Source organism: Actinomyces succiniciruminis (genome assembly GCF_900002405.1).
Taxonomy (GTDB): Bacteria; Actinomycetota; Actinomycetes; order Actinomycetales; family Actinomycetaceae; genus Actinomyces; species Actinomyces succiniciruminis.
In genome coordinates this window covers 1-20,936 of record NZ_LK995468.1, presented here as the reverse complement: position 1 = coordinate 20,936, position 20,936 = coordinate 1, and the positions used below count along the sequence as shown (strand labels likewise).

Sequence of the window (20,936 nt, the reverse complement as noted above, 5' to 3'; positions counted from 1 at the left end):
AAGGACCACTACCATGACCGTCACTGACACCGCGCCAAGCCCCGTAGCCGCCGTGAAGACACAGGTTGTCCCTACCGTCGGCGCCATCCACTGTCTCGCGCCGCTCACAATGGACGAGGTGACCTTCACCTCCGGCTTTTGGGCGGATCGCCAAACTACCAATGCCTCCGGCACCATTCCCCATTGCTTGGCGTGGGAGGAGCGGATCGGCTGGATTGAGAACTTCGAACGCGCCCGAGCTGGGACAATCGCTGGCCATCACGCGGGCTTGTGGTTCGCAGATTCGGACGTTTATAAACTGATCGAAGCCATGGCCTGGGAGGTAGGTCGCGTTGGAGGCAACCGGCAGGGGCGTGCGCTCGAGACCGAGATTCAACGACTCGGTGCGATAATCGAGGCAGCTCAGGATGACGACGGCTATATCAACACCCGATACGGGAAACCTGGCGTCGAAGACCGTTACACGAACTTCCCCATGGGGCATGAGTTGTACTGCACCGGGCACCTCATCCAGGCGGCCATCGCGCGCCTGCGTTGCGGGAGGAACGCCGATGATGTCATCGTCCGGACCGCCCTACGCAATGCCGACCACGTTTGCGCCACTTTCGGAGTTGGTGGCGTCGAAGCCGTCGGCGGTCACCCCGAGATTGAGGTCGCGCTCGTTGAGCTCTATCGCGCCACCGGCGAGCGCCGTTACCTTGATCAGGCGCAGATCTTTCTTGATCGCCGCGGACACGGCCTGCTTGGGGACTTCGAGTTGGGGCGGGAGTACTTCCAGGACGACACCCCGGTACGCGAGGAGGTAGTTGCCCGCGGCCACGCGGTGCGTGCCCTCTACCTCATGGCCGGTGCCATCGACGCTGCCATGGAATGCGGTGACCGTGATCTCCTGGGTATCGTCCGCGCGCAGTACGACCGCACACTGGCGCGGCGCACGTATCTCACTGGCGGCATGGGTTCGCGCCACGAGGGTGAGTCCTTCGGCGACGACTATGAACTTCCCACCGACCGTTGCTACTGCGAGACCTGTGCGGGCATTGCCTCGGTCATGGTGGCTTGGCGGCTCCTGCTGGCCACCGGCGACGTCCACTATGCCGACGTGATCGAGCGCACTCTCTATAACGTTGTCGCTGCTTCGCCGGCAGCGGACGGCCGCTCGTTCTTCTACGCCAACCCGCTCCAGGTTCGTGTTCCGGGAAAGGAGGCGGTTGCAGGGAAGCTGTCGTTGCGTTCCGGCACGAGCCTGCGCGCCCCGTGGTTTGAGGTCTCGTGCTGTCCGACCAACATAGCCCGCACGCTCGCTTCACTGGCCGGTGCGAGCGTCACCCGCAGCGTGGGGGCCGACGTAGCAGTGCCAGAAATCCAGGTCCACCACCTCACCTCGATGAACGTCAGCACGACAGTAACTGCGAAGTGTTGCGGTGATCAGTGCGACGGCGCAGCGGCCGCCCTTGCTTTCCACCTGCGCACCGACTATCCGACCGACGGCCGCATTGTCCTGGTCATTGACGAGGCGCCCGCTTTTCCGGTGCGTCTCGCGGTGCGGATCCCCTCATGGGCGAGTGGAGCGGCCAGACTCGACGGTGCTGTCGTCAAGTCGGCCACGGGTTCCGGTTATGCAGTCGTCGAGGGAGTCCTAGTAGCCGGTGAGGAGCACATCCTCGAGCTACCCATGGCGCCACGTGTGACGCACCCGCACCCGCGCATCGACGCCGTGCGCGGGCAGATAGCCATCGAGCGTGGGCCGCTCGTCTTGTGTGCCGAGTCTGTCGACCTTCCCGAAGGTCTGACCACGGAGGACATTGAGGTCGCTCCGAATGCTGGGCCGATCCTCGACGCCGCAGGACGTGTAACGATAGAGGCGCGTCCAGCTATGACGGCGAACGACTGGCCTTATGACTACAATTTCGCGTCCGGCTCCGGGTCCACATTCGCCCTTCCGCTTGTGCCCTACTACTCGTGGGGAAACCGTGGCCCGGCCACGATGCGAGTGTGGCTGCCGCAGTCGATATCGTGACGTGGCGTCAACAGGCGGGGGCCGCGCTCGCGTTATATGGGGCTCTTACAACCGCCCGCAGGCACCGACCCGCATGAGGCGGCTAATCGTGTGTGAGCGCCCGGCGCGCCAGTTTGCGCAGCTCATCCACCCACAGCACCAGCGAGGCCATGGCCACGGCTACCGCCCAGTGCGTCGGGTCCAGGCTCGCCGTGGAGAAGGCTGCCTGCAGGAGCGGCACCTCCACCACCGCCACCTGCAGCACCACGCCCAGTGCGATCGCGCCCCACAGCCACTTGTTGACCAGCAGGTGCCGGAAGGCGGAGACCGTCTCCGAGCGCGAGTTCACGGTGTTGAACAGCTGCGCCAGCACCAGGGTGGTGAAGGCCGCCGTGCGGGCCGTCGCCAGATCGTCCACGCTCAAGGACGTCTCAATCAGCCCGCCGGGCAGGAAGATGTCGAGGGTGCCCAGGGTCGCCGCCGCCATCACGGCGCCGATCAGCAGCACACCACGCCACATGGCGGCGTCGATGACCCGCTCGTCGGGGCGGCGCGGAGGTCGCGCCATGACGTCCTCCACGCTCGGGTCCACGCCCATCGCCAGGGCGGGGCCGGAGTCCGTGATGAGGTTGATCCACAGGATCTGCGTGGCCACCAGCGGCAGCACCACCCCGGACTCGGAGTGCCCGCTCAGTCCCACGGCGCCGGCGAACACCACGCCGCCGAACACCGTGAGCACCTCACCCATGTTGGAGGACAGCAGATACCGCAGGAACTTCTTGATGTTGTCGAAGATCCGGCGGCCCTCCCGCACGGCGTCCACGATGGTGGCGAAGTTGTCGTCCGACAACACCATGGTGGCGGCCTCCTTGGTCACCTGCGTCCCGGTCACGCCCATGGCCACGCCGATGTCGGCGGCGCGCAGGGCGGGGGCGTCGTTCACGCCGTCCCCGGTCATCGCCACCGTCTGCCCCTGCGCCTTCAGGGCCCCCACGATCCGCAGCTTGTGCTCCGGAGCCACCCGCGCATACACGTTCACTCTGCCGACGGCGTCGGTCAGGGCGGCGTCGTCCATGTCGGACAGCTCCCGGCCGGTGAGTACGCGGGCACCGGGCGCGGCGATACCCAGGTCGGCGGCGATGCGTCCGGCGGTGGCGGGGTGGTCGCCGGTGATCATGAGCACGCGCACGCCGGCCCGGTGCGCCTCGGCGACGGCGGCGGCGGCCTCCGGGCGGGCGGGGTCAATGATTCCGACGACGCCGGCCAGTGTCAGCCCCTGCTCCAGGTGGTCGAAGACGCCGTCCGTGCCGGCCGCGGCGACGGCGGCAGCCTCGTCGGCGTCAAGGTCCCGGTAGGCCACCGCCAGGGTGCGCAGGGCCCGGCCGGACATGTCCGCGATATGCGCGCTGAACTCCGCGCGCGCCGCCGCGTCCAGCGGCCGGTCGACCTCGCCCACGCGCATGCGGGTGCAGCGCTCCATGAGCACGTCGGGGGCGCCCTTGGCCATCAGGATGGTGGTGCCGTGCTTGGCGTCCGTGTACAGCACACTCATGAGCTTGCGCTCGGAGGTGAAGGGCACCATGCCCACGCGAGTGAAGCGGCCCTCGCGGCTGCCCTGCGTACCGAGCTTCAACTCCGCCACCAGGAAGGAGCCCTCGGTGGGGTCGCCGACGACGCTCCAGACGCCGTCGTCCTCGGCCAGCTCGGTGTCGGAGGCCATGGCCCCGCCGGACAGCACCACGGTGACCTCCTCGCGCAGCGCGCCCGTCAGCGGCTCGCCGTCGGGGTGACCGTCGCCGTCGGCGTCGGGGGCGACGTGCCCATTGGGCTCGTAGCCGATGCCGGTGACCACGGTGGACCCGGAGGCGGTGACCACCTCCTGGATGGTCATCTCCGAGCGGGTCAGGGTGCCGGTCTTGTCCGAGCAGATGACCGAGGCCGAGCCCAGGGTCTCCACGCTGCTGAGCTTCTTGACCACCGCCCGGTGCAGCGCCATCCGCTGCACGCCCAGCGCCAGCACCACCGACAGGATCGCCGGCAGCCCCTCCGGCACGGCCGCCACCGCCAGCGACACGCCCAGCAGCAGGGCGTCGATGAAGGAGTCCGCGGTCCGCTCCGGCGTGAGCGCCAGCAGGGTGGCCACCACGACGACGGCGATGGCCACCACGATCCCGCCGAGCATCTTGGACACTCGGGTGATCTCGCGCTCCAGGGGCGTGTCCTCGTCCTCGACGGCGTCGAGCATGCGGGCGATCGCGCCCATCTCGGTGGCCCCGCCCGTGGCGGTGACCACGGCCTGGCCGGAGCCCTGGGCCACGGAGGTGCCCCGGTAGACCATGGCGGTGCGGTCGGCCAGGTCGGCGTCGGCGGCGACGGCGTCGGCGCGCTTGGAAACGGCGTCGGCCTCCCCGGTCAGGGAGGATTCGATCACGCGCAGGGAGGCGGCGGACAGTAGGCGGGCGTCGGCGCCCACCTGGTCGCCCTCGCCCAGGATCAGCACGTCGCCGACCACCAGCTGGGCCGAGGGGATGGACACGCGCGCCCCGTCCCGCAGCACCGTGCTGGACGCTTGGGTCATGGCGGACAGGGCGGCGACGGCGTCGGCGGCCTTGTTCTCCTGCACGAAGCCGAGCACGGCGTTGAGGGTGATGACCGCGAGGATCACCAGGGCGTCCACGGGCACGCCGTGCGCGCCCTCCAGCACCCAGGCGACCACGGAGATGACGATGGCGAGGATGAGCAGATAGACCAGGGGGTCGGCGAACTGGGCGAGGAAGCGGCGCCAGGCCGGCACCGGTGGCTTGCGCGGCAGCTCATTCGGGCCGTCCGCCGCCAGGCGCGCCGCGGCGTCGGCCGAACTCAAGCCGGTGCGTGCATCAGTTCCCAGCGCTGCGGCGACCTCCTCGCCCGGGAGCGACCAGGGCGCGGCAGGCGGTGCGGCGGGGGCGGTCATCTGTGCAGTCACATACGTATCCCACCAGTACCGACGCCCGGCGTCGAGTCCCGTTCGCCACTAGCGCCGCGTCCCCCATTTTCGGACGGATTCCACCGCCGTCCCAGGGTTCTTCGAGGCCGGGGCGGGAATGTGAACCCCGTATGTGACCCATCCGGCTCCGATGCAGACAGAATTGTGGGGAGAATAGACGCATCTGACAGCCCGGGCGGTAGCCCAAGGCCGCCTCGGCGTGATGTGATGAACCTGGACGAAGCTGCGGACAGGAATGAGGAGCGCATGTCAGACTCCGCGAATCAGGGCGGCGCCCGCCCCACGGGGCGCAAGCTTGCCCAGGCGGCCAGCGCCGGGCATGTGACCAAGGCGCGCAAGGGCAGGAACTCGAGGACCGTCAAAGGCAGTGGCCCCGCGGGCCGCGGGAACAAGCAGGCCGACGCCGCGCCGTCGGGACGGCGCCGACGGATCAACTACCCGCGCGCCGGCAAGGGGCCGATCCACCGCTGGCTGCCCAGCTGGCGGTTCCTGCTGGGGAGCTTCCTGTTCCTGATCGTGCTGGCCGTGGCCGGCTTCGCCGTCGCCTACGCCTTGATCAAGGTGCCCGAGCCCAGCGAGTTCGCGCAGGCGCAGACCACCACGGTCTACTACGCCGACGGCACCACGGTGATGGGTGAGTTCGCGGAGGTGGACCGGGAGATCATCGATGCGACCGAGCTGCCCGACTATGTGGGCAACGCCGTGGTGGCCTCCGAGGACCGCAGCTTCTACTCGAACAACGGCATCGACCCCAAGGGCATTGTCCGCGCCTTCGTCAACAACATGCGTGGCGGTGCCCTGCAGGGCGCCTCCACCCTGACCCAGCAGTACATCAAGAACTACTACGTCGACACCACCAGTTCATACTCCGGCAAGTTCAAGCAGGCGATCATGGCCATCAAGATCGACCGGGAGATGAGCAAGCAGGAGATCCTGGACTCCTACCTCAACACCGTCTACTTCGGTCGCGGCGCCTACGGCATCGAGGCGGCCTCCGAGGCCTTCTACGGTCACCCGGCGTCCGAGCTGACGGTATCCGAATCGGCGCTGCTGGCCGGAATCCTGCCCTCCCCGAGTAACTGGGACCCAGCCCTCGACGAGGCCAAGGCCACCGAACGCTGGCAGCGCGTGCTCGACTACATGCTTGAGGACGGCTACATCACCCAGGAGGAGTACGACGCCGCCGAGTTCCCCGAGACCGTCGCCACACAGACGAAGGAGACCTACGGCGGCTCCACCGGCTACCTGCTGCAAATGGTGCGCGCGGAGCTGGAGTCCGACGCCGGCATGGAGGCCGAGGACATCGACACCGGCGGCTACAAGATCGTCACCACGATCGACAAGGAGGATCAGGACGCCGCCGTCGCCGCGGTCGAGAACCTGCCCGAGGGGGCCTCGCCGAATCTGCGCGTGGGGCTGGTATCCATCGACTCCTCCACCGGTGGCATCCTCGCCCTGTACGGCGGTGAGGACTACCTGACCAACCAGGTGAACTCCTCCACCGACGCCGTCGCCCAGGCCGGCTCCACCTTCAAGCCCTTCGCAATGGTGGCGGCTTTGGAGAACGGGGACACGCTCGCCAACGGTTACAACGGCGATTCGCCGATGGTCATCGACGGCGCTACCTTCCAGAACTACCAGAACGTCTCCTACGGCTGGTCGGACCTGGTCAAGGCGACCACCTACTCGATCAATACCGTCTACCTGCAGCTCAACCGGGATGTCGGCCCGGACGTGACCAACGAGGTGGCGGTGCGCGCCGGCTACCCGGAGGACACCCTGGGCCTGGACGCCTACGTCCAGAACGTCCTCGGTTCGGCCTCGCCGCACACGCTTGACATCGCCACCGCCTACGCGACCTTCTCGGCGCAGGGCACCAGGCACGACACCCACATCGTCGACACGGTCACCAACTCCGCCGGCTCGGTCGCCTACACCGGTTCCACGGACGGGGAGAAGGTCTTCTCCGACGACGTGATGGCCGACGCCACCTACGCGATGCAGCAGGTGGTCAACTCCGGTTCCGGGACGACGGCGCTAGCGCTCGGCCGCCCCGTGGCCGCGAAGACCGGTTCCTCCTCGGACAACAAGTCCGCCCAGTTCGCCGGCTACACCCCGCAGATCGCCACCGCCGTCACCCTCTACCAGACCGGAGAGGACGGCTCGGAGGAGTCGATCACGCCGTGGGGGTACTACGGCGAGATCACGGGTTCCACCTACCCGGCGGACATCTTCACCGAGTACATGACCACGGCGCTCGCGGACCTGCCGGTCGAGTACTTCCCCGAGCGGACCGCCGCCTCCTACTACGCCGGCGGCCTGTACGGCACCCCGGCCCCGGTCGCGCCGGCCGACACCTCCACCGGCGGTGACGTCACGGAGGAGGAGTCCGAGGAGCCGCTCGAGGAGGAGACCGACGACGAGGAAGAGTCGGACACCGAGGAGGACGAGCAGCAGAACCCTGATGACCAAAGCACCGGCGGCGTTGGCCAGAATGACGACTCCGGTGGCACCGGCGGTAACCTCGACCCGGGCACCGGCGGCGCCGGGGACACTGGCGGTGGCACCGGTACAGATGATGGCTCGGACCAGAATGACGACTCCGGCAACGGATACGGAAACGGTCAGGGCGGTCAGGGTCAAGGCAGGCAGCAAGGCGGAAACAACCAAGGCGGTGGCCAGTAGCCGGGCAGGCCTCCGCCACCCGGCGCGTGGCGCACCGCACGGCGGGTAGCGCCGTCGTCGCCTTTCGGCCTACCGGCGCCCTCGGGTATGGTGACCGACGGACTGCCTGCCCGTGCACGCACCCGCGTACGCGGCGGCGCGGTCGAACGCATCACCCTCCTGTCACGGAGAGACCGTGACCGCTTCAGACCAGAGGAGGTGGGTACAAAGTATGCGTCATTACGAGATCATGATCATCCTCGCACCCGAGACGGACGAGCGCACCATCGCTCCCACGCTCGAGAAGATGCTGCAGGTCGTCCCCAACAACGGGGGCACCGTGGACAAGACAGACATCTGGGGCAAGCGTCGCCTCGCGTATGACATCAAGAAGAAGTCCGAGGGCATCTACGTGGTCGTCGACATGACCACTACGCCGGAGATCGCCCAGGAGCTCGACCGTCAGCTCGGCCTGAACGAGTCGGTGCTGCGCACCAAGCTGCTGCGCCCCGAGGCCTGAGCGCGAACCGGAACGGAGACAAGCAATGGCCGGCGATACCGTCATCACGATTATCGGGAATCTGACTGCGGACCCCGAGATGCGTTTCACGCCCTCGGGGGCGGCGGTCGCCTCCTTCACCATCGCCTCCACCCCCCGCAGCTTCAACCGGCAGACGAGCCAGTGGGAGGACGGGGAGACCCTGTTCATGCGCTGCTCGATCTGGCGCGACGCCGCGGAGAACGTGGCCGAGTCGCTGACCAAGGGCACCCGCGTGATCGCGCAGGGTCGCCTGCAGCAGCGCTCCTACACCACCCGTGAGGGCGAGAACCGCACGGTGGTGGAGATGCAGGTCGATGAGATCGGCCCGTCGCTGCGCTACGCCAAGGCGCAGGTCACCCGCCAGCCCCGTGGGGGCGGCCAGGGCGGCTTCAACCAGGGCGGTCAGGGCGGCGGCTACAACGCCGGCCAGCAGCAGGGCGGTTACCAGGGCTCCCAGGGTGGCGGCCAGCAGGGCGGCTACAACCAGGGCCAGGGATCCCAGGGCGGTTACAGCCAAGGCGGTCAGCAGGGCAGCTACAACGCCCCGCAGGGCGGCGCCGCGGACGACCCCTGGGCCACCGGCGGCACCACCAGCTTCGGCGACGAGCCTCCGTTCTGAGCCAACCTCGTTACACGCGGCACGCGCCGCGTCGTCATACGCCCGGCCCGGCCGGGTGCACAGGCGCCTCCGGGCGCCCACCACAATCTCGCAATAGACCCACGGGCCCTACCCGGCGCCCGAACCAAGGAGTACCACCATGGCGAAGCCTCAGCTTCGTAAGCCCAAGAAGAAGATCGCCCCGGTGAAGGCCATCAAGGTCGGCACCATCGATTACAAGGACACCGCCACGCTGCGGAAGTTCATCTCCGACCGTGGCAAGATCCGCGCCCGCCGCGTCACCGGCGTCTCCGTGCAGGACCAGCGCAAGATCGCCAAGGCCATTAAGAACGCCCGCGAGATGGCCCTGCTGCCCTACACGAGCTCTGCCCGCTGATAGGAGGCGCAACAACATGACCACCAAGCTCATTCTCACGCACGACGTGACCAACCTCGGTGCCGCCGGGGAGGTCGTTGAGGTCAAGGACGGTTACGCCCGCAACTACCTCGTGCCCCGTAAGCTCGCCACCCCGTGGACCAAGGGCGCGCAGCGTCAGATCGACCAGATGGCCGAGGCCCGCCGCAAGCGCGCCATCGACTCCCTGGAGCAGGCCCAGGAGGCCCGCGCCTGGCTGTCGAGCAACGTCATCACCGTGACCGCCTCCGCCGGCGACAACGGCCGCCTGTTCGGTGCCGTCACCACGGCGCAGCTGGCCGACGGCGTCAAGGAGGCCGGTGGCCCTGCCATCGACCGCCGCAAGATCCAGGTCATCCCCCCGATCAAGTCCACCGGGCGCCACAGCGCCACGGTGCGCCTGCACCCCGACGTCGTCGCCCCCCTCGAGGTCAACGTCGTCGCCGCCCGCTGAGCCGGGCAGCAGCCGATACGAACAAGCACGTCGTAGCCGACGCGCCGCCCGGCGTGTCGGCTACGACTTTTGTGTGGACGGCGCGCCGGATGGAGCATCGGCCACGTGTCCATGTCCGGCGCTTCCGATTTGAGTGCGTGGGGCTGTCGAGGTCGGTTCTGGGGTGAGGGCGTTATGGTGTGCGCGGCCTCGGGGCTGACGCTTCGGCACTTGGCCACGACGGTTCGTACTTTCTGGTGACGGTTCGTACCTGGGGATGCCGAATCGTCAGGCCACGGTACGAAGCGTCGTCCTGAAGGTACGAACCGTCGTGCAAGAGTACGAACCGTCAGGTCCCGCCAGCCTCCTGCCCCGCCCGGGGTGGGCAATGTGTGCTGTCGGTGGCCGTGTGCTCGCTGCGGAAGTCGTTGCGCCCTACTACGGCGGCTGTATGCGAGTGGTCGTGGCAAAACCGATGGCTCCGTGCCTCGCCGCTCAGTGCCGCCAGGCGTCGCCACGGGCACGCAGGCCGGTCACCAGGGCGCGCGCCCCCATGAACACCCAGGCGAAGGCCACCCACAGCCACACCAGCCCGGCGGTTCCGGCCGCGGGCCAGCCATGGGCGACGACGATGGCGAGCGGCAGGTAAGGAAGTAGCGTCGCCATCTGGGCGCCGGCCAGGTAGCGGCCGTCGCCCGCCCCCATCAGCACCCCGTCGAACAGGAAGACCGCACCCGCAAGCGGCATCGCCGTGGCGGCCACCAGCAGGGCCGGCCGCGCGGCTGCGACCACCGCGGCTTCGGAGGTGAACAGGTACGGCAGCCAGGGGCTGGCGCCCGCCAACACGACGCCGATCACCGCCCCCGCGGCCACGCCCCACGCCAGACACCGGCGCAGTGCCGCGTCGACCGTGGGGCCGCCCACATGCTCCGCACCTACCGCCTCCGCACGGCCCAGCGCCGTCCCCACCAGCGCCTGCGCGGCGATGGCGAGCGCATCCAGGGCGAAGGCGGTGAAGTTCCACAACGAGTTGACCACCTGGTGCGCGGCGAGCGCCGTCGCCCCCAGGGCGGTGGCCGCCCACACGGTGGCCAGGATCGCCGCCCGCAGCGACACCGTGCGCACCAGCAGTGGCGCCCCGGAGCCCAGGGAGGCGCGCATTCCCGCCGCCCGCGGAGACAGCGGTACGCCGGCCGCACGGGCCGCCCGCACTACGGGCCACAGCAGCGCCACCGCCATGGCGGTCTGTGCGATCGCCGTGCCCAGGCCGGAGCCGGCGATCCCCATGCGCACCCCGTACAGCAGCGTCGCATTCACGGCCACATTGCCGACCGCCCCCGCGCTGGCCACCACGAAGGGGGTGCGCGTGTCCAGCAGACCCCGCAGCGTGCCCGTGGCGGCGTAAACCACCAGCATGCCCGGCAGACCGGGCGCAGAGGCACGCAGGTAGGCGATGGCCGCCGCGGCAACGGCGCCGTCGGCCCCCATGACGTCCACCGCCCACGGTGCGCCGATGGCGAGCAGGAGCGCCGCCACCAGCCCCAGCAGTGCCGCCAGCCAGGCGCCGTCGACGCCCGCCTGCAGGCCGCCGACCCGGTCGCCGGCGCCGAAACGGCGGGCGGTGGTTGCGGTGGTCGCGTAGGCCAGGAAGACGAACAGACCGACGATCGTGGTCAGCAGGCTCGACGCGAGCGAGAGGCCCGCCAGGCTGTCGGGGCCCAGGTGCCCGACCATCGCCGAGTCGATCAGCACGAACAGTGGCTCGGCCACCAGCGCCCCCAGGGCGGGGACCGCCAGGGACAGGATCTGCCGGTTCAAGGACGGGCCGGGCGGGTCGACGCTTGCGGGTGCGGCATCGGGAGTTGAAGTCGGGGTTGAAGAATCGGGCACGAGACACTCCGGGGGTTGGGCGGGTCAGTGTCTCACGCCCGGGTGGAGGCGGGCCAGGTACAGCCGGAATGCGCGCAGCGGGGACGCTGTGGGGTTGGCAGTGAGGCCGTCCCTCAGGTCGAGGTTGAGGTTCATCCACAGGAATACCCACTTATCCACAGATTTTGATTTCGGTTTGGTGCACGCGTGTTGTGGCTTGTTACCTTCCCCGATCAGAGGCAAGATTCCGGCGAGTTTCGGGGGTTTCGACGAGGTTAGCAGGGCGGCGGTCCGGCGGCGCTCCACATCCGCGGCGGCGCGTCGCCCACAGGATGGGAGGGGTTATCCACACCCCGCAGGGGGTTGCCCACAGCCTGCAAGAGCTTGGCGTTTGCGAGCGCCCCTTTTGGCCGCTAGTGTCGCCGCGCGACCCGTCTGGGCGGGGCGTTGCAGGGGGAGGGTAGTGACCGACAGATGACCGACGTCGACACCATCGGCGCTCGCACCCGCGGTGAGGAGCGACCGGTTGACGCCCGCTACGACGGCGCCTTCGACCGGGTACCGCCCCAGGACCTGGAGGCGGAGATGTCCACGCTCGGCGGCATGCTGCTGAGCAAGGAGGCCATCACCGACGTCATCGAGGTGCTGCGCGGCCCTGAGTTCTACAAGCCCGCCCACGAGTCGATCTTCGACGCGATCGTCGAGGTCTACAACCGCTCCGAGCCGGCCGACCCGCTGATCGTGGCCGACGAGCTGTCCAAGCGCGGGGAGCTTGAGCGTGTGGGCGGGGCTCCGTACCTGGCCTCTCTGATGGCCACCGTGCCGACGGCCGCCAACGCCGCCTACTACGCGCGCATCGTCAAGGAGAAGTCGCTTCTGCGCGGCCTGGTGCAGGCCGGCACCCGTATCGCTCAGCTCGGCTACTCCACCAACGCCGGTGACATCGATGAGCTGGTTACCCTGGCCGAGTCCGAGGTGTACGCCGTCGCCCACAAGGAGGGTGAGCGGGAGGACTACGTACCGGTCGGGGAGCTGCTCAATGAGGCCAACCTCGAGATCGAGGCCGGGCAGGCCCGTGAGGACGGGCAGATGCGGGGCGTGCCCACGGGGTTCGTGGAGCTAGATGAGTTGCTCGGCGGCCTGCATGGTGGGCAGATGATCATCGTGGCCGCGCGCCCCGCCATGGGAAAGTCCACGCTCGCCGTCGATTTCTGCCGTTCGGCATCCATCCACGCCCGCGGCGCCGACGGCAACCCCATCCCCTCGTGCTACTTCTCCCTGGAGATGGGGCGCATGGAGCTGATGATGCGTATCCTGTCCGCCGAATCCGGGGTGGCCCTGAACAAGCTGCGCGGCGGCAGCCAGATGGATGAGCGCGACTGGGAGGACGTTGCCCTCGCCTACAACCCCGTGTCCGAGGCGCCGCTGTTCATCGACGACTCCCCGAACCTGACCATGCCGGAAATCCGCTCCAAGGCGCTACGGCTCAAGCAGCAGCATGGGCTGGGGCTGATGGTGGTGGACTACCTGCAGCTGATGAGCTCCGGCAAGCAGGTCGAGTCCCGCCAGCAGGAGGTCTCCGAGTTCTCCCGCTCGCTGAAGCTGCTGGCCAAGGAGTTGGACATCCCGGTGATCGCCGTCGCCCAGCTGAACCGCGGCCCCGAGCAGCGCACCGGCAACCGGCCGCAGATGAGCGACCTGCGCGAGTCGGGATCGCTGGAGCAGGACGCCGACGTCATCATGCTGCTGCACCGGCCCGAGTACTACCAGGAGGAGGAGCGGCCGGGCGAGGCCGACATCATCGTCGCCAAGCACCGCAACGGCCAGACCCGCACCATTCCGGTGGCCTTCCAGGGGCACCTGTCGCGTTTCGCCAACATGGCCCGCGACATCACGCCCGAGCCGGCCTACGAGTGACACGAGTAGGGGCGCTGGGCACCGAGCGTCTGTGTGCGAGGGCAGCGTCTGGCCCCGCCGCCGAACCACGATCAGACCCGCCACCGTTTTACGACGAACGCTTATCCGGTCCGCGGCAACTGCGCTGGCTGCACGAGCGGACCGGGACCGGCTCAAGGCGTAGTCGTGCTGACCACCGATGATCGGGCGCGCAGTCTGGGTGGTCCGCTGTGGGCGCTGCCGGTGTCCGCCCCTGTGGGAGCTCGGTTGAAGGCGGGCGTCACTGTTGGCCGCCGGAACCCCGATTCATCCCCGGAATCATGGGGATTGTTGATTTAGGGTACCTCTAAATCAACCAGGTTTCGGTGTTCGGGCGGAACCTGATTGATTTCGGCGTCGGCGTTGCCTCCCACGCCGAGGCGGGTGTCCCTAGGTACGGTCCGGCGTCGTCAGCCGGCGAAGAGGGCACCATCCCACGACCTTTGCCGCGTTCCACGACCTCGGGGTACAAAACACGACCCCGGGGTGGTCGTGGAACGTACCCCGAGGTCGTGAATTGCAGGAGGGCGTGGCTCCGTGCGTGCGCGGCGTTCTGGTGGGCCCTGCGCCCTCCAGCGCCGTCAGCCGCGGTAGAAGCCCTGGTAGACGTAGGTGAAGGGGATGTTGCCGTGCATGCCCGGGTTCACCGACGCGGAGACCACGTTCTTGGCGGTGACGCAGGCGTCCAGCGGGGCGGCGCCCTTGGCCAGCTCGGCGGTGATGGCGGCGGCCAACGTGCAGCCCGCGCCGTGCACGCGCTCGGTGCCGACCGCCGGCACCTCCAGCACCTCCAGGGTCTGGCCGTCGTAGAAGACATCCAGGGCGGTGCCGGTGCCGAGCGTGGGCCCGGCCTTGGCCAGGACGTTGGGCACGCCCAGGTCGTAGATGCGCTTGGCGGCGTCCTTGAGCTGCTCGACGCTGGTGATCTCGTCGACGCCGGCCAGGGTGGCGGCCTCGAACAGGTTCGGCGTGGTGACCCTGGCGCGGGGGAGGATCTTGGCGCGCAGGGCGTTGTCGACGTCGAGCGCGGCGCCGGGCTCCTGACCCTTGCAGATCAGGACCGGGTCCACCACCAGGTTCGGGAACCGGTACTGCTCCAGGGCGGCGTCCACCGCGTCGATGGTGGCGGCGGTGCCGAGCATGCCGATCTTGACGGCGTCGATCCGGGTGTGGACGGTGGCGCAGGCCTCGATCTGGTCGGTGATCACCTGCGGGTCGACCGGCACGAACCGGTGGTCCCAGTTGTGCTCGGGGTCCATGGAGACGATGCAGGTCAGGGCCGTGCAGCCGAACACGCCCAACTGGTGGAAGGTCTTCAGGTCGGTCTGGGCGCCGGCGCCGCCGGAGGCCTCGGAGCCGGCGATGGCCAGGGCGATGGGAGGGGCGGCGGGGACGGTGCTGTTTGCCGTGGTGCTTGCCATGCGGTCAGCATGCCCCGGAGCCCGGGAGGTGTCCACACGGCGGGCCGCATGCTGGAACTCCCCTCGGCTGCCTGGCACCCACCGCACGGCCGACGACGGCGACTGTGCGGCCGCCGTCGTCGGCCGGTGTGGCATCAGGCGCCGGCGACCGCGAAGCGCTCACCGCGGTGAGCGTCGCGCTCGGCCTCGTCGACCAGTGCAATGGCGAAGTCGGCGGGGGAGAGGTTCGTGCCGACCGGGTTGTCCTTGCCTACGACGTAGGCGCCGGTGGACTGCTCCGAGGGGTAGGCCGGAGCGGGGGAAACCAGGGTCCAGGCCAGGTCGTCCCCGGCGGCGCGGAAGGCGTCCAGTACTTCGCTGAAGGCCAGGGCCTCAGGCTTGGAGTCGGCGGGGAAGTCGGGGGAGTCGACCAGCCGCTTGCCGTCGGCGTCGAGCAGCGAGCCGGCGCCGCCGACGATCACGAGTCGACCGGTGGGGCGGGCGGCGATCAGTGCCTTGAAGGCGTCAACGGTCGGCTGTACGGGGCCACCGGTGCGGTCGGGGGAGACGGCGACGATGGTGGCGTCGGCGGCGTTGACCAGGTCGACGACGGCGGCGGTGTCGGCGAACTCGACTGCCACGTCGGTGGCGGCACCCTCGGCGTGACGGCCGGAGCGGGAAGCGGAGGTGACGGTGTGGCCGCGGCGGGCGGCCTCGGCGACGACGGCGGCGCCGGTGTTGCCGGTTCCGCCGATGACGGTGATGTTCATGGGGGCTCCTTGTGCTTGTGGTCTTGCGGTCGTGCGCCGTCCGCGCTCGCGGTGCGGCGGCAACGCTGTTACAGTATTTATTTGAAACCAAGTACCTCAAGGTAACTATGGAGTCGCTCGTGTCACATTCAATTGATGCTGCCGCGCCCGCTGCGGCGGGCATGGGTGCTGCGCCCGCGGCCGAGACTGTGCAGGCCGTTCCCACCACCACGGGCACCACCGCGGGCCGGCCGCTCGCCGCCTACGACGTGCTGTCGCCCGACTGCCCGTCGCGCACGGTGCTGCGCCACGTCGTCGACCGCTGGACGCCGCTGATCGTCGCCGTGCTGGCGCAGAGACCGCGGCGCTTCGGTGAACTGCGTCAGGCCGTGGGCGGCGTGACCCCCAAGGTGCTGGCGCAGACCCTGCGCTCAATGGAGCGGGACGGGCTGGTGCTGCGCGAGCAGACCCCGGGTGTGCCGCCGCGCGTGGACTACACGCTCACTCCCCTCGGCGCCGGCCTGGCCGATCCGATCGCCGCGCTGCGCGCCTGGGCCGAGGGCAATGCCGCGCAGGTGCTGGCCAATCGTGAGAGCTACGACCGCGCCCACCTCCACCCCGAGGAGTAGGTGACCGCTATCCGACCCGTGTTGTGCCGGATCATGTCTGAGGGAAGTCTGAGGGATATCTGCGGGCACCGGATGCGGCTACGAGTGTCAAAGAATGCACCACTTTCCGGGCGCGTCCTCGGTGCCCGGTCGACTCTGCCGCGGAATCGCGCGGCTCACGGAGACGCCCCAACGGCGCGGCGGTTCAAAGTGGTGCGTTTTGTGACACCTGCGCGTACCTGTGGCGGCATCGCGGCTCGAAAGTGCTCCCGCTCGGGCGTCGAATCGGGGACCATAGAGGTATGAGCGCTCCCACACCCGCCGACCCCGCCGGCGCCCCCGCATCGTCCACCTGGTCCACCGGAGCTGCGGCCGCGGTGGTGCCCCAGCCGGTTCGCGACGCCGTCGACACCGCGCTCGCGGGCCTGCCTCGCGCCGAGCGTGAGATCTTCACGACCCGCGTTGAGCGCTGGTACCCGGATGTCATGGATGGTCTGCTGACCCTGTATGGCGAGCCCGCCGCCGGGCGCACCGCCGTAACCCTGCTGGCGGAGACAGCCCGCGCCTACGCCGCCCGCAGCCCCGAACTGCGCCACCTGGATCTGGCTCGCACCCTGGACCCCGCCTGGGTGCAGGACCCCTCCCGCATCGGCTACTCGGGCTACACCGAGCGCTTCGCCGGCGACCTGCGCGGCGTGGAGCAGCGCATCGGCTACCTGCGCGAGCTGGGCGTCAGCTACCTCCACCTGATGCCGCTGCTCACCCCCCGCCCCGGCGACTCCGACGGCGGATACGCCGTGGCCGACTACCGCTCCGTGCGGCCCGACCTGGGCGATATGGACGACCTGGAGCATTTGACCGGCGAGCTGCGCAAGGAGGGCATGAGCCTGGTCATCGACCTGGTGCTCAACCACGTGGCCCGTGAGCACGAGTGGGCGCGGCGGGCCCGCGCCGGCGAGCAGCGCTACCGCGACTACTTCCTGATCTTCCCCGACCGCACCGAGCCCGACGAGTACGAGCGCACCCTGCCGGAGATCTTTCCCGACTTCGCCCCCGGAAACTTCACCTGGGACGAGGATCTCGACGGCTGGGTGTGGACCACCTTCAACTCCTTCCAGTGGGACCTGAACTGGCGCAACCCGCAGGTGATGGAGGAGTTCGTCGAGATCGTGATGGAACTGGCCAACCGCGGCGTGGAGGTGCTGCGCCTGGACGCGATCGCCTTCACCATCAAGCGCAAGGGCACCGACTGCCAGGGACAGCCCGAGGTCCACTCCATCACCGAGGTGCTGCGGGCGCTGACCCGCATCGCCTGCCCCGCCATCGCTCTGAAGGCGGAGGCAATCGTGGCCCCCACCGAGCTGCTGCAATACCTGGGGCAGGGCCGTTACACCGGAAAGGTCTCCGACCTGGCCTACCACAACTCCCTCATGGTGCAGGTCTGGTCCATGCTGGCCAGCCGTAGTGTGAGTCTGGCCGTGCAGACGCTTTCCTCGCTGCCGATCGAGCCTTCCACCGCCACCTGGATCACCTACATCCGCTGCCACGATGACATCGGCTGGGCGATCGACGACGCCGACGCCGAGGCGGTGGGACTGAACGGCTATCTGCACCGGGTCTTCCTGGCGGACTGGTACACCGGCCAGTACCCGATGAGCGATGCCCGCGGCCTGACCTTCCAGTACAACCCGGTCACCAACGACCGGCGCACGGCCGGGACCGCGGCCTCCTTGATCGGGATCGAAGCCGCCGCCGAGGCGGTGGCCGGTATCGATGAACGCACCCCTGCCTGGCGCGAGGAGGAACTGCGCACGTGGCTGGAGGAGCGCTTCAACGCCATGCGCCTGGCCTACGCCATCATCTACGGCTGGGGCGGCATCCCGGTGCTGTGGAGCGGGGATGAATTGGCGCAGTTCAACGACCCGAACTGGGATACCGAGCCCGGCCACGAATCCGACTCCCGCTGGGCGGGGCGCCCCCGGCTCAGCGAGGCCGCCGTCGCCGAGCGCCACGACCGCTCCACGGTGCCCGGCCGGGTGTTCACCGACCTGGCGCATATCGGCAAGGTGCGGGCCTCCCTGCCGCAGCTGAGCGCGGACGTGCGCACCGTCGTCGCCCCCGTCGACGACGACGGCGTGCTGGTCACCTTCCGCGACCACCCGCGCGGCAGCTTCGTGGGCGTGTACAACGTGACTCCGGACTGGCGCTCCGTGCCCGCGGCGCGCCTGGCCGAGTACGGGGTGCTCGGGGCGGTGGACGTGCTCACGGACACGGTGCCCTCGGGCTCCACCAGCCTGGAGGGCGCCGGCGACGGCCAGGTGCCGGTGCCGCCCTACGCCGCCTGGTGGCTGGTGCGCTCCACCGACTGAGGTGTGTAGGTCGGCTGCGTGAGCGTCCGGCTTCAGCTGGTATAGCGGGCCTCGCGCCCGTCGAGCACCGTGTCGAAGTCGCAGGTCGATTCAATGATGCGCTCGCACATCCGGGCGTCCTGCGGGTCCAGGCCGAAGTCCTTCGGTGCCCGCTCCCAGGCCCCGCGAGCGACCTGCGCCACTCGCGTGGTCAGGTCGAGGACTTCGCTGCGCGGCAGCTCCCAGTCCAGGTCCAATAGTTGTTCTAGGCTCCGCTCCGACGTCGCCCCCTCCAGTGGCGTTCCGTCCCGTTCGTCCGGGCAGGGGACGACGTCGAATACCGGCGCCGCCCGCCAGCCATCCGCATCCCGGAGGAACCCCATGTTCCAGGGATGATCGTCGACGTCGTGCAGACAGATCGATAGGGCGGCACGGGCCACCACGGCGCGCGCCGCCTGCGTGCCGACGAGCGCGCGTGCCGCGTCGACGGCGACTCGATAGGAGAAATCACCGGCCCCGTGCAGCTGCGCCGCCGTGTGCATCGACTGGTAGCCGAGGCGTCCGCGGTCGCGACGGTCGAAGCGATCGACCAAGAGGATTGCCCGGTGGGCGTCGATTCGGAGCAGTTGAGACGAGCATGCGCTGAGGCCGGCATCGCGCGCCACCTGCAGCGCCACGGCCTCGCAGGTGAGCAGGTCGTAGGTGTCGGCCACCGCGGGATACTTCGCCATGACGATCCCACCGGTGCGGTCGTCCCGCAGTGCCAGCTTGGGGCGGGCTCCGCCCTGGCTACTGGCTCCCAGCAGGATACGGTGCGTGCCCTCGCGGTCTATGTCTCCGCGCTGGAAGGACTCGATGTCTGCAAGTAGTGCCTTGGCGTCGGTGGTTGAGGCGAGGTCTCCGGGCGCGAGCGGGGCGGCGTCGACGCTCGCGGACAAGCGCAGCGCGCCCTGGCGCGAGACGTCCGCCACCGCCGCGAGCAGGCCGAGGCCGGACGGGCGCTCCTCCCGGTTGCCGCTCGCGATCACCGCCCTGCCCCACAGGCCCGGGCAGGCGTCGTCGAGGACACCGAAGGTGGGGGCGCCGTCGGGCGGGGAGAGCGGTCCCGTGCTCAGCGGGAGGTCGACTCCGATCGGGAAGCCGTGCTCCAGCCAGTCAGCGGAGTAGGCGAACCGCTGGCGCTGTGCGTCCGCTTCAAGGGCCAGCGTGCCGACGTGGGCGAGCGCGCCGTCGACGCCGGTCCAAGAGACCTCCAGTTGAGTGGTGCTCATGGGGGCACTGTAGGCGGTACCAGCCGGAGGAACAGGGCGGTCGAACTAAATGCGATGCCGTCCTACGCCGCCCGGTGGCTGGCGCGCTCGACCGACTGACGTGGGCCGACGTCCAGGCGCCGGGCGAGCCAGGGGTCGGTAATGGCGTGGAAGCGGTCGGGGAAGGTGCGGCGCACGCAGTGAGGCGCACCCTCGATGACTGCGGTTTCGATGGTTGGGTTCGCGCGACGGGTGATGTTGGTGAGATTGTCGCCGCGCAGCACCACGCGCTCGGTGCCGGTGACGATCAGCGTCGGCACCGTCAGGGAGTCGATGACCTCCTCCCAGGGGGTCGGCGGGGAGACGCAGCCCTGCGCGATGAACCCCAGATCGACGCCGCAGGCGGCCTCCACGCTGGCGCGGGTCTCCCGGGGCGACCAGGTGGGGTTGTTGTGCATCTCCAGCTCGAAGCGCGCCTGCGGGTCGGCGGCGATCTGTCGCATCTCCCGCACCTGGCGGTAGGCGTTTATGGCCAGCAGCCGGCGCCAGATCGGCGTGACGAAGGCCGGGTCCTCGGCGACGGCGGCGTCCACCAGGTCGGGGCGGTGCGCGGCCACGTCCAGGCTGGTCACCCCGCCCATGGAGTGCCCGACGACGGCGAGCGGTGCGCGAAGCGGCCCCTCACCGCGTAGGCCGTGCGCGCGCAGGTCCTCCAGCACGTCCACCAGGTCGGCGGCCAGGCGCTCGCCGGTCGTCCTCTGGTTGGCCAGGTCCGGCTGATCCCAGCGTGGGGAGTCGCCATGGCCGCGGGCGTCCAGGGCGACGATCCGGTAGCCGAACGCCGACCAGCGGTCCACGGCCTCGATCCAGCAGGCCGCGGAGTCGGTGATGCCGTGGGATAGGACGAGCACCGGCGCGGCGTCGTCATCCAGCGGCCCGGCCAGGTGGCGGGCGAGCGGGGCGACGGTGGGTGCCTCAACGGTGGTCATGCCCGGAGCTTATGCCGCCGCCGCTGGTGGTCCCGAACTAGTCTGCTACGCCCGTTCACCGGCTCCTGGCGTTTACGGGTGCGGTGGTGGGGTGGGGTGAGGTGTCTGCTGCGCCGGTTGGGCGTTAACAACGCTACTTAACGGTCTGCTGTATA

The 20,936-nt window shown here is 69.3% G+C and carries 15 protein-coding genes; 9 read left to right on the top strand and 6 right to left on the bottom strand.

From position 1 onward, the window contains the following. The first annotated feature begins 13 nt into the window (after nucleotides 1-13). Nucleotides 14-2,017 (top strand): glycoside hydrolase family 127 protein, encoded by a 2,004-nt coding sequence (locus BN1056_RS01290; RefSeq protein ID WP_210578440.1) that lies wholly within the window; start codon nucleotides 14-16, stop codon nucleotides 2,015-2,017. A gap of 82 nt (nucleotides 2,018-2,099) precedes the next feature. Here BN1056_RS01290 and BN1056_RS01285 read toward each other — a convergent pair whose 3' ends face one another. After that, the gene (locus BN1056_RS01285) at nucleotides 2,100-4,961 is read right to left on the bottom strand and encodes a cation-translocating P-type ATPase (RefSeq protein ID WP_244671439.1); all 2,862 of its coding nucleotides are present in this window, start codon (nucleotides 4,959-4,961) and stop codon (nucleotides 2,100-2,102) included. A 267-nt stretch (nucleotides 4,962-5,228) separates the two neighbouring features. On the opposite strand from BN1056_RS01285, the gene BN1056_RS01280 reads away from it, so the two are divergent. The 5 genes from BN1056_RS01280 (at nucleotide 5,229) to rplI (ending at nucleotide 9,654) form a co-directional block, all read left to right on the top strand. Further along, on the top strand, nucleotides 5,229-7,667 hold the full coding sequence (locus BN1056_RS01280; RefSeq protein WP_210578438.1) for a transglycosylase domain-containing protein: 2,439 nt from the start codon (nucleotides 5,229-5,231) through the stop codon (nucleotides 7,665-7,667). 211 nt (nucleotides 7,668-7,878) lie between these two features. Then, entirely contained in the window at nucleotides 7,879-8,166 is a 288-nt protein-coding gene (gene rpsF, locus BN1056_RS01275; RefSeq protein ID WP_073333348.1) for a 30S ribosomal protein S6, read from the top strand. Between the two features lie 25 nt (nucleotides 8,167-8,191). After that, nucleotides 8,192-8,806 (top strand): single-stranded DNA-binding protein, encoded by a 615-nt coding sequence (locus BN1056_RS01270; RefSeq protein WP_073333346.1) that lies wholly within the window; start codon nucleotides 8,192-8,194, stop codon nucleotides 8,804-8,806. Between the two features lie 139 nt (nucleotides 8,807-8,945). Continuing rightward, nucleotides 8,946-9,182: a 30S ribosomal protein S18 gene (rpsR, locus tag BN1056_RS01265; RefSeq protein WP_073333345.1), complete on the top strand. Its 237-nt coding sequence runs from the start codon at nucleotides 8,946-8,948 to the stop codon at nucleotides 9,180-9,182. A gap of 16 nt (nucleotides 9,183-9,198) precedes the next feature. Then, on the top strand, nucleotides 9,199-9,654 hold the full coding sequence (gene rplI / locus BN1056_RS01260) for a 50S ribosomal protein L9 (protein WP_210578436.1): 456 nt from the start codon (nucleotides 9,199-9,201) through the stop codon (nucleotides 9,652-9,654). A 474-nt stretch (nucleotides 9,655-10,128) separates the two neighbouring features. Here rplI and BN1056_RS01255 read toward each other — a convergent pair whose 3' ends face one another. Beyond that, nucleotides 10,129-11,523 (bottom strand): MATE family efflux transporter, encoded by a 1,395-nt coding sequence (locus BN1056_RS01255; RefSeq protein ID WP_210578434.1) that lies wholly within the window; start codon nucleotides 11,521-11,523, stop codon nucleotides 10,129-10,131. 453 nt (nucleotides 11,524-11,976) lie between these two features. Here BN1056_RS01255 and dnaB point away from each other — a divergent pair, with 453 nt between their 5' ends. Further along, on the top strand, nucleotides 11,977-13,419 hold the full coding sequence (gene dnaB / locus BN1056_RS01250) for a replicative DNA helicase (RefSeq protein WP_273041815.1): 1,443 nt from the start codon (nucleotides 11,977-11,979) through the stop codon (nucleotides 13,417-13,419). Nucleotides 13,420-14,018: 599 nt separating this feature from the next. On the opposite strand, the gene BN1056_RS01245 is transcribed toward dnaB, so the two are convergent. Together BN1056_RS01245 and BN1056_RS01240 are read right to left on the bottom strand one after the other, a co-directional pair. After that, the gene (locus BN1056_RS01245; protein ID WP_210578433.1) at nucleotides 14,019-14,858 is read right to left on the bottom strand and encodes a hydroxymethylpyrimidine/phosphomethylpyrimidine kinase; all 840 of its coding nucleotides are present in this window, start codon (nucleotides 14,856-14,858) and stop codon (nucleotides 14,019-14,021) included. A gap of 134 nt (nucleotides 14,859-14,992) precedes the next feature. After that, on the bottom strand, nucleotides 14,993-15,607 hold the full coding sequence (locus BN1056_RS01240; protein ID WP_210578432.1) for an NAD(P)-dependent oxidoreductase: 615 nt from the start codon (nucleotides 15,605-15,607) through the stop codon (nucleotides 14,993-14,995). A 161-nt stretch (nucleotides 15,608-15,768) separates the two neighbouring features. Between BN1056_RS01240 and BN1056_RS01235 the strand changes: the two genes are divergently transcribed. Beyond that, nucleotides 15,769-16,215 carry a winged helix-turn-helix transcriptional regulator gene (locus BN1056_RS01235; protein ID WP_210578449.1) on the top strand — a complete coding sequence of 149 codons (447 nt, stop codon included), beginning with the start codon at nucleotides 15,769-15,771 and terminating at the stop codon, nucleotides 16,213-16,215. 281 nt (nucleotides 16,216-16,496) lie between these two features. Then, complete coding sequence (locus tag BN1056_RS01230; RefSeq protein ID WP_210578431.1) at nucleotides 16,497-18,563, top strand: alpha-amylase family protein; 2,067 nt, start codon at nucleotides 16,497-16,499, stop codon at nucleotides 18,561-18,563. A 32-nt stretch (nucleotides 18,564-18,595) separates the two neighbouring features. Here BN1056_RS01230 and BN1056_RS01225 read toward each other — a convergent pair whose 3' ends face one another. Both BN1056_RS01225 and BN1056_RS01220 read right to left on the bottom strand, forming a co-directional pair. Continuing rightward, entirely contained in the window at nucleotides 18,596-19,813 is a 1,218-nt protein-coding gene (locus tag BN1056_RS01225; protein ID WP_210578430.1) for a type II toxin-antitoxin system HipA family toxin, read from the bottom strand. Between the two features lie 62 nt (nucleotides 19,814-19,875). Then, on the bottom strand, nucleotides 19,876-20,781 hold the full coding sequence (locus BN1056_RS01220; protein ID WP_210578429.1) for an alpha/beta fold hydrolase: 906 nt from the start codon (nucleotides 20,779-20,781) through the stop codon (nucleotides 19,876-19,878). Between the last annotated feature and the right edge of the window lie 155 nt (nucleotides 20,782-20,936).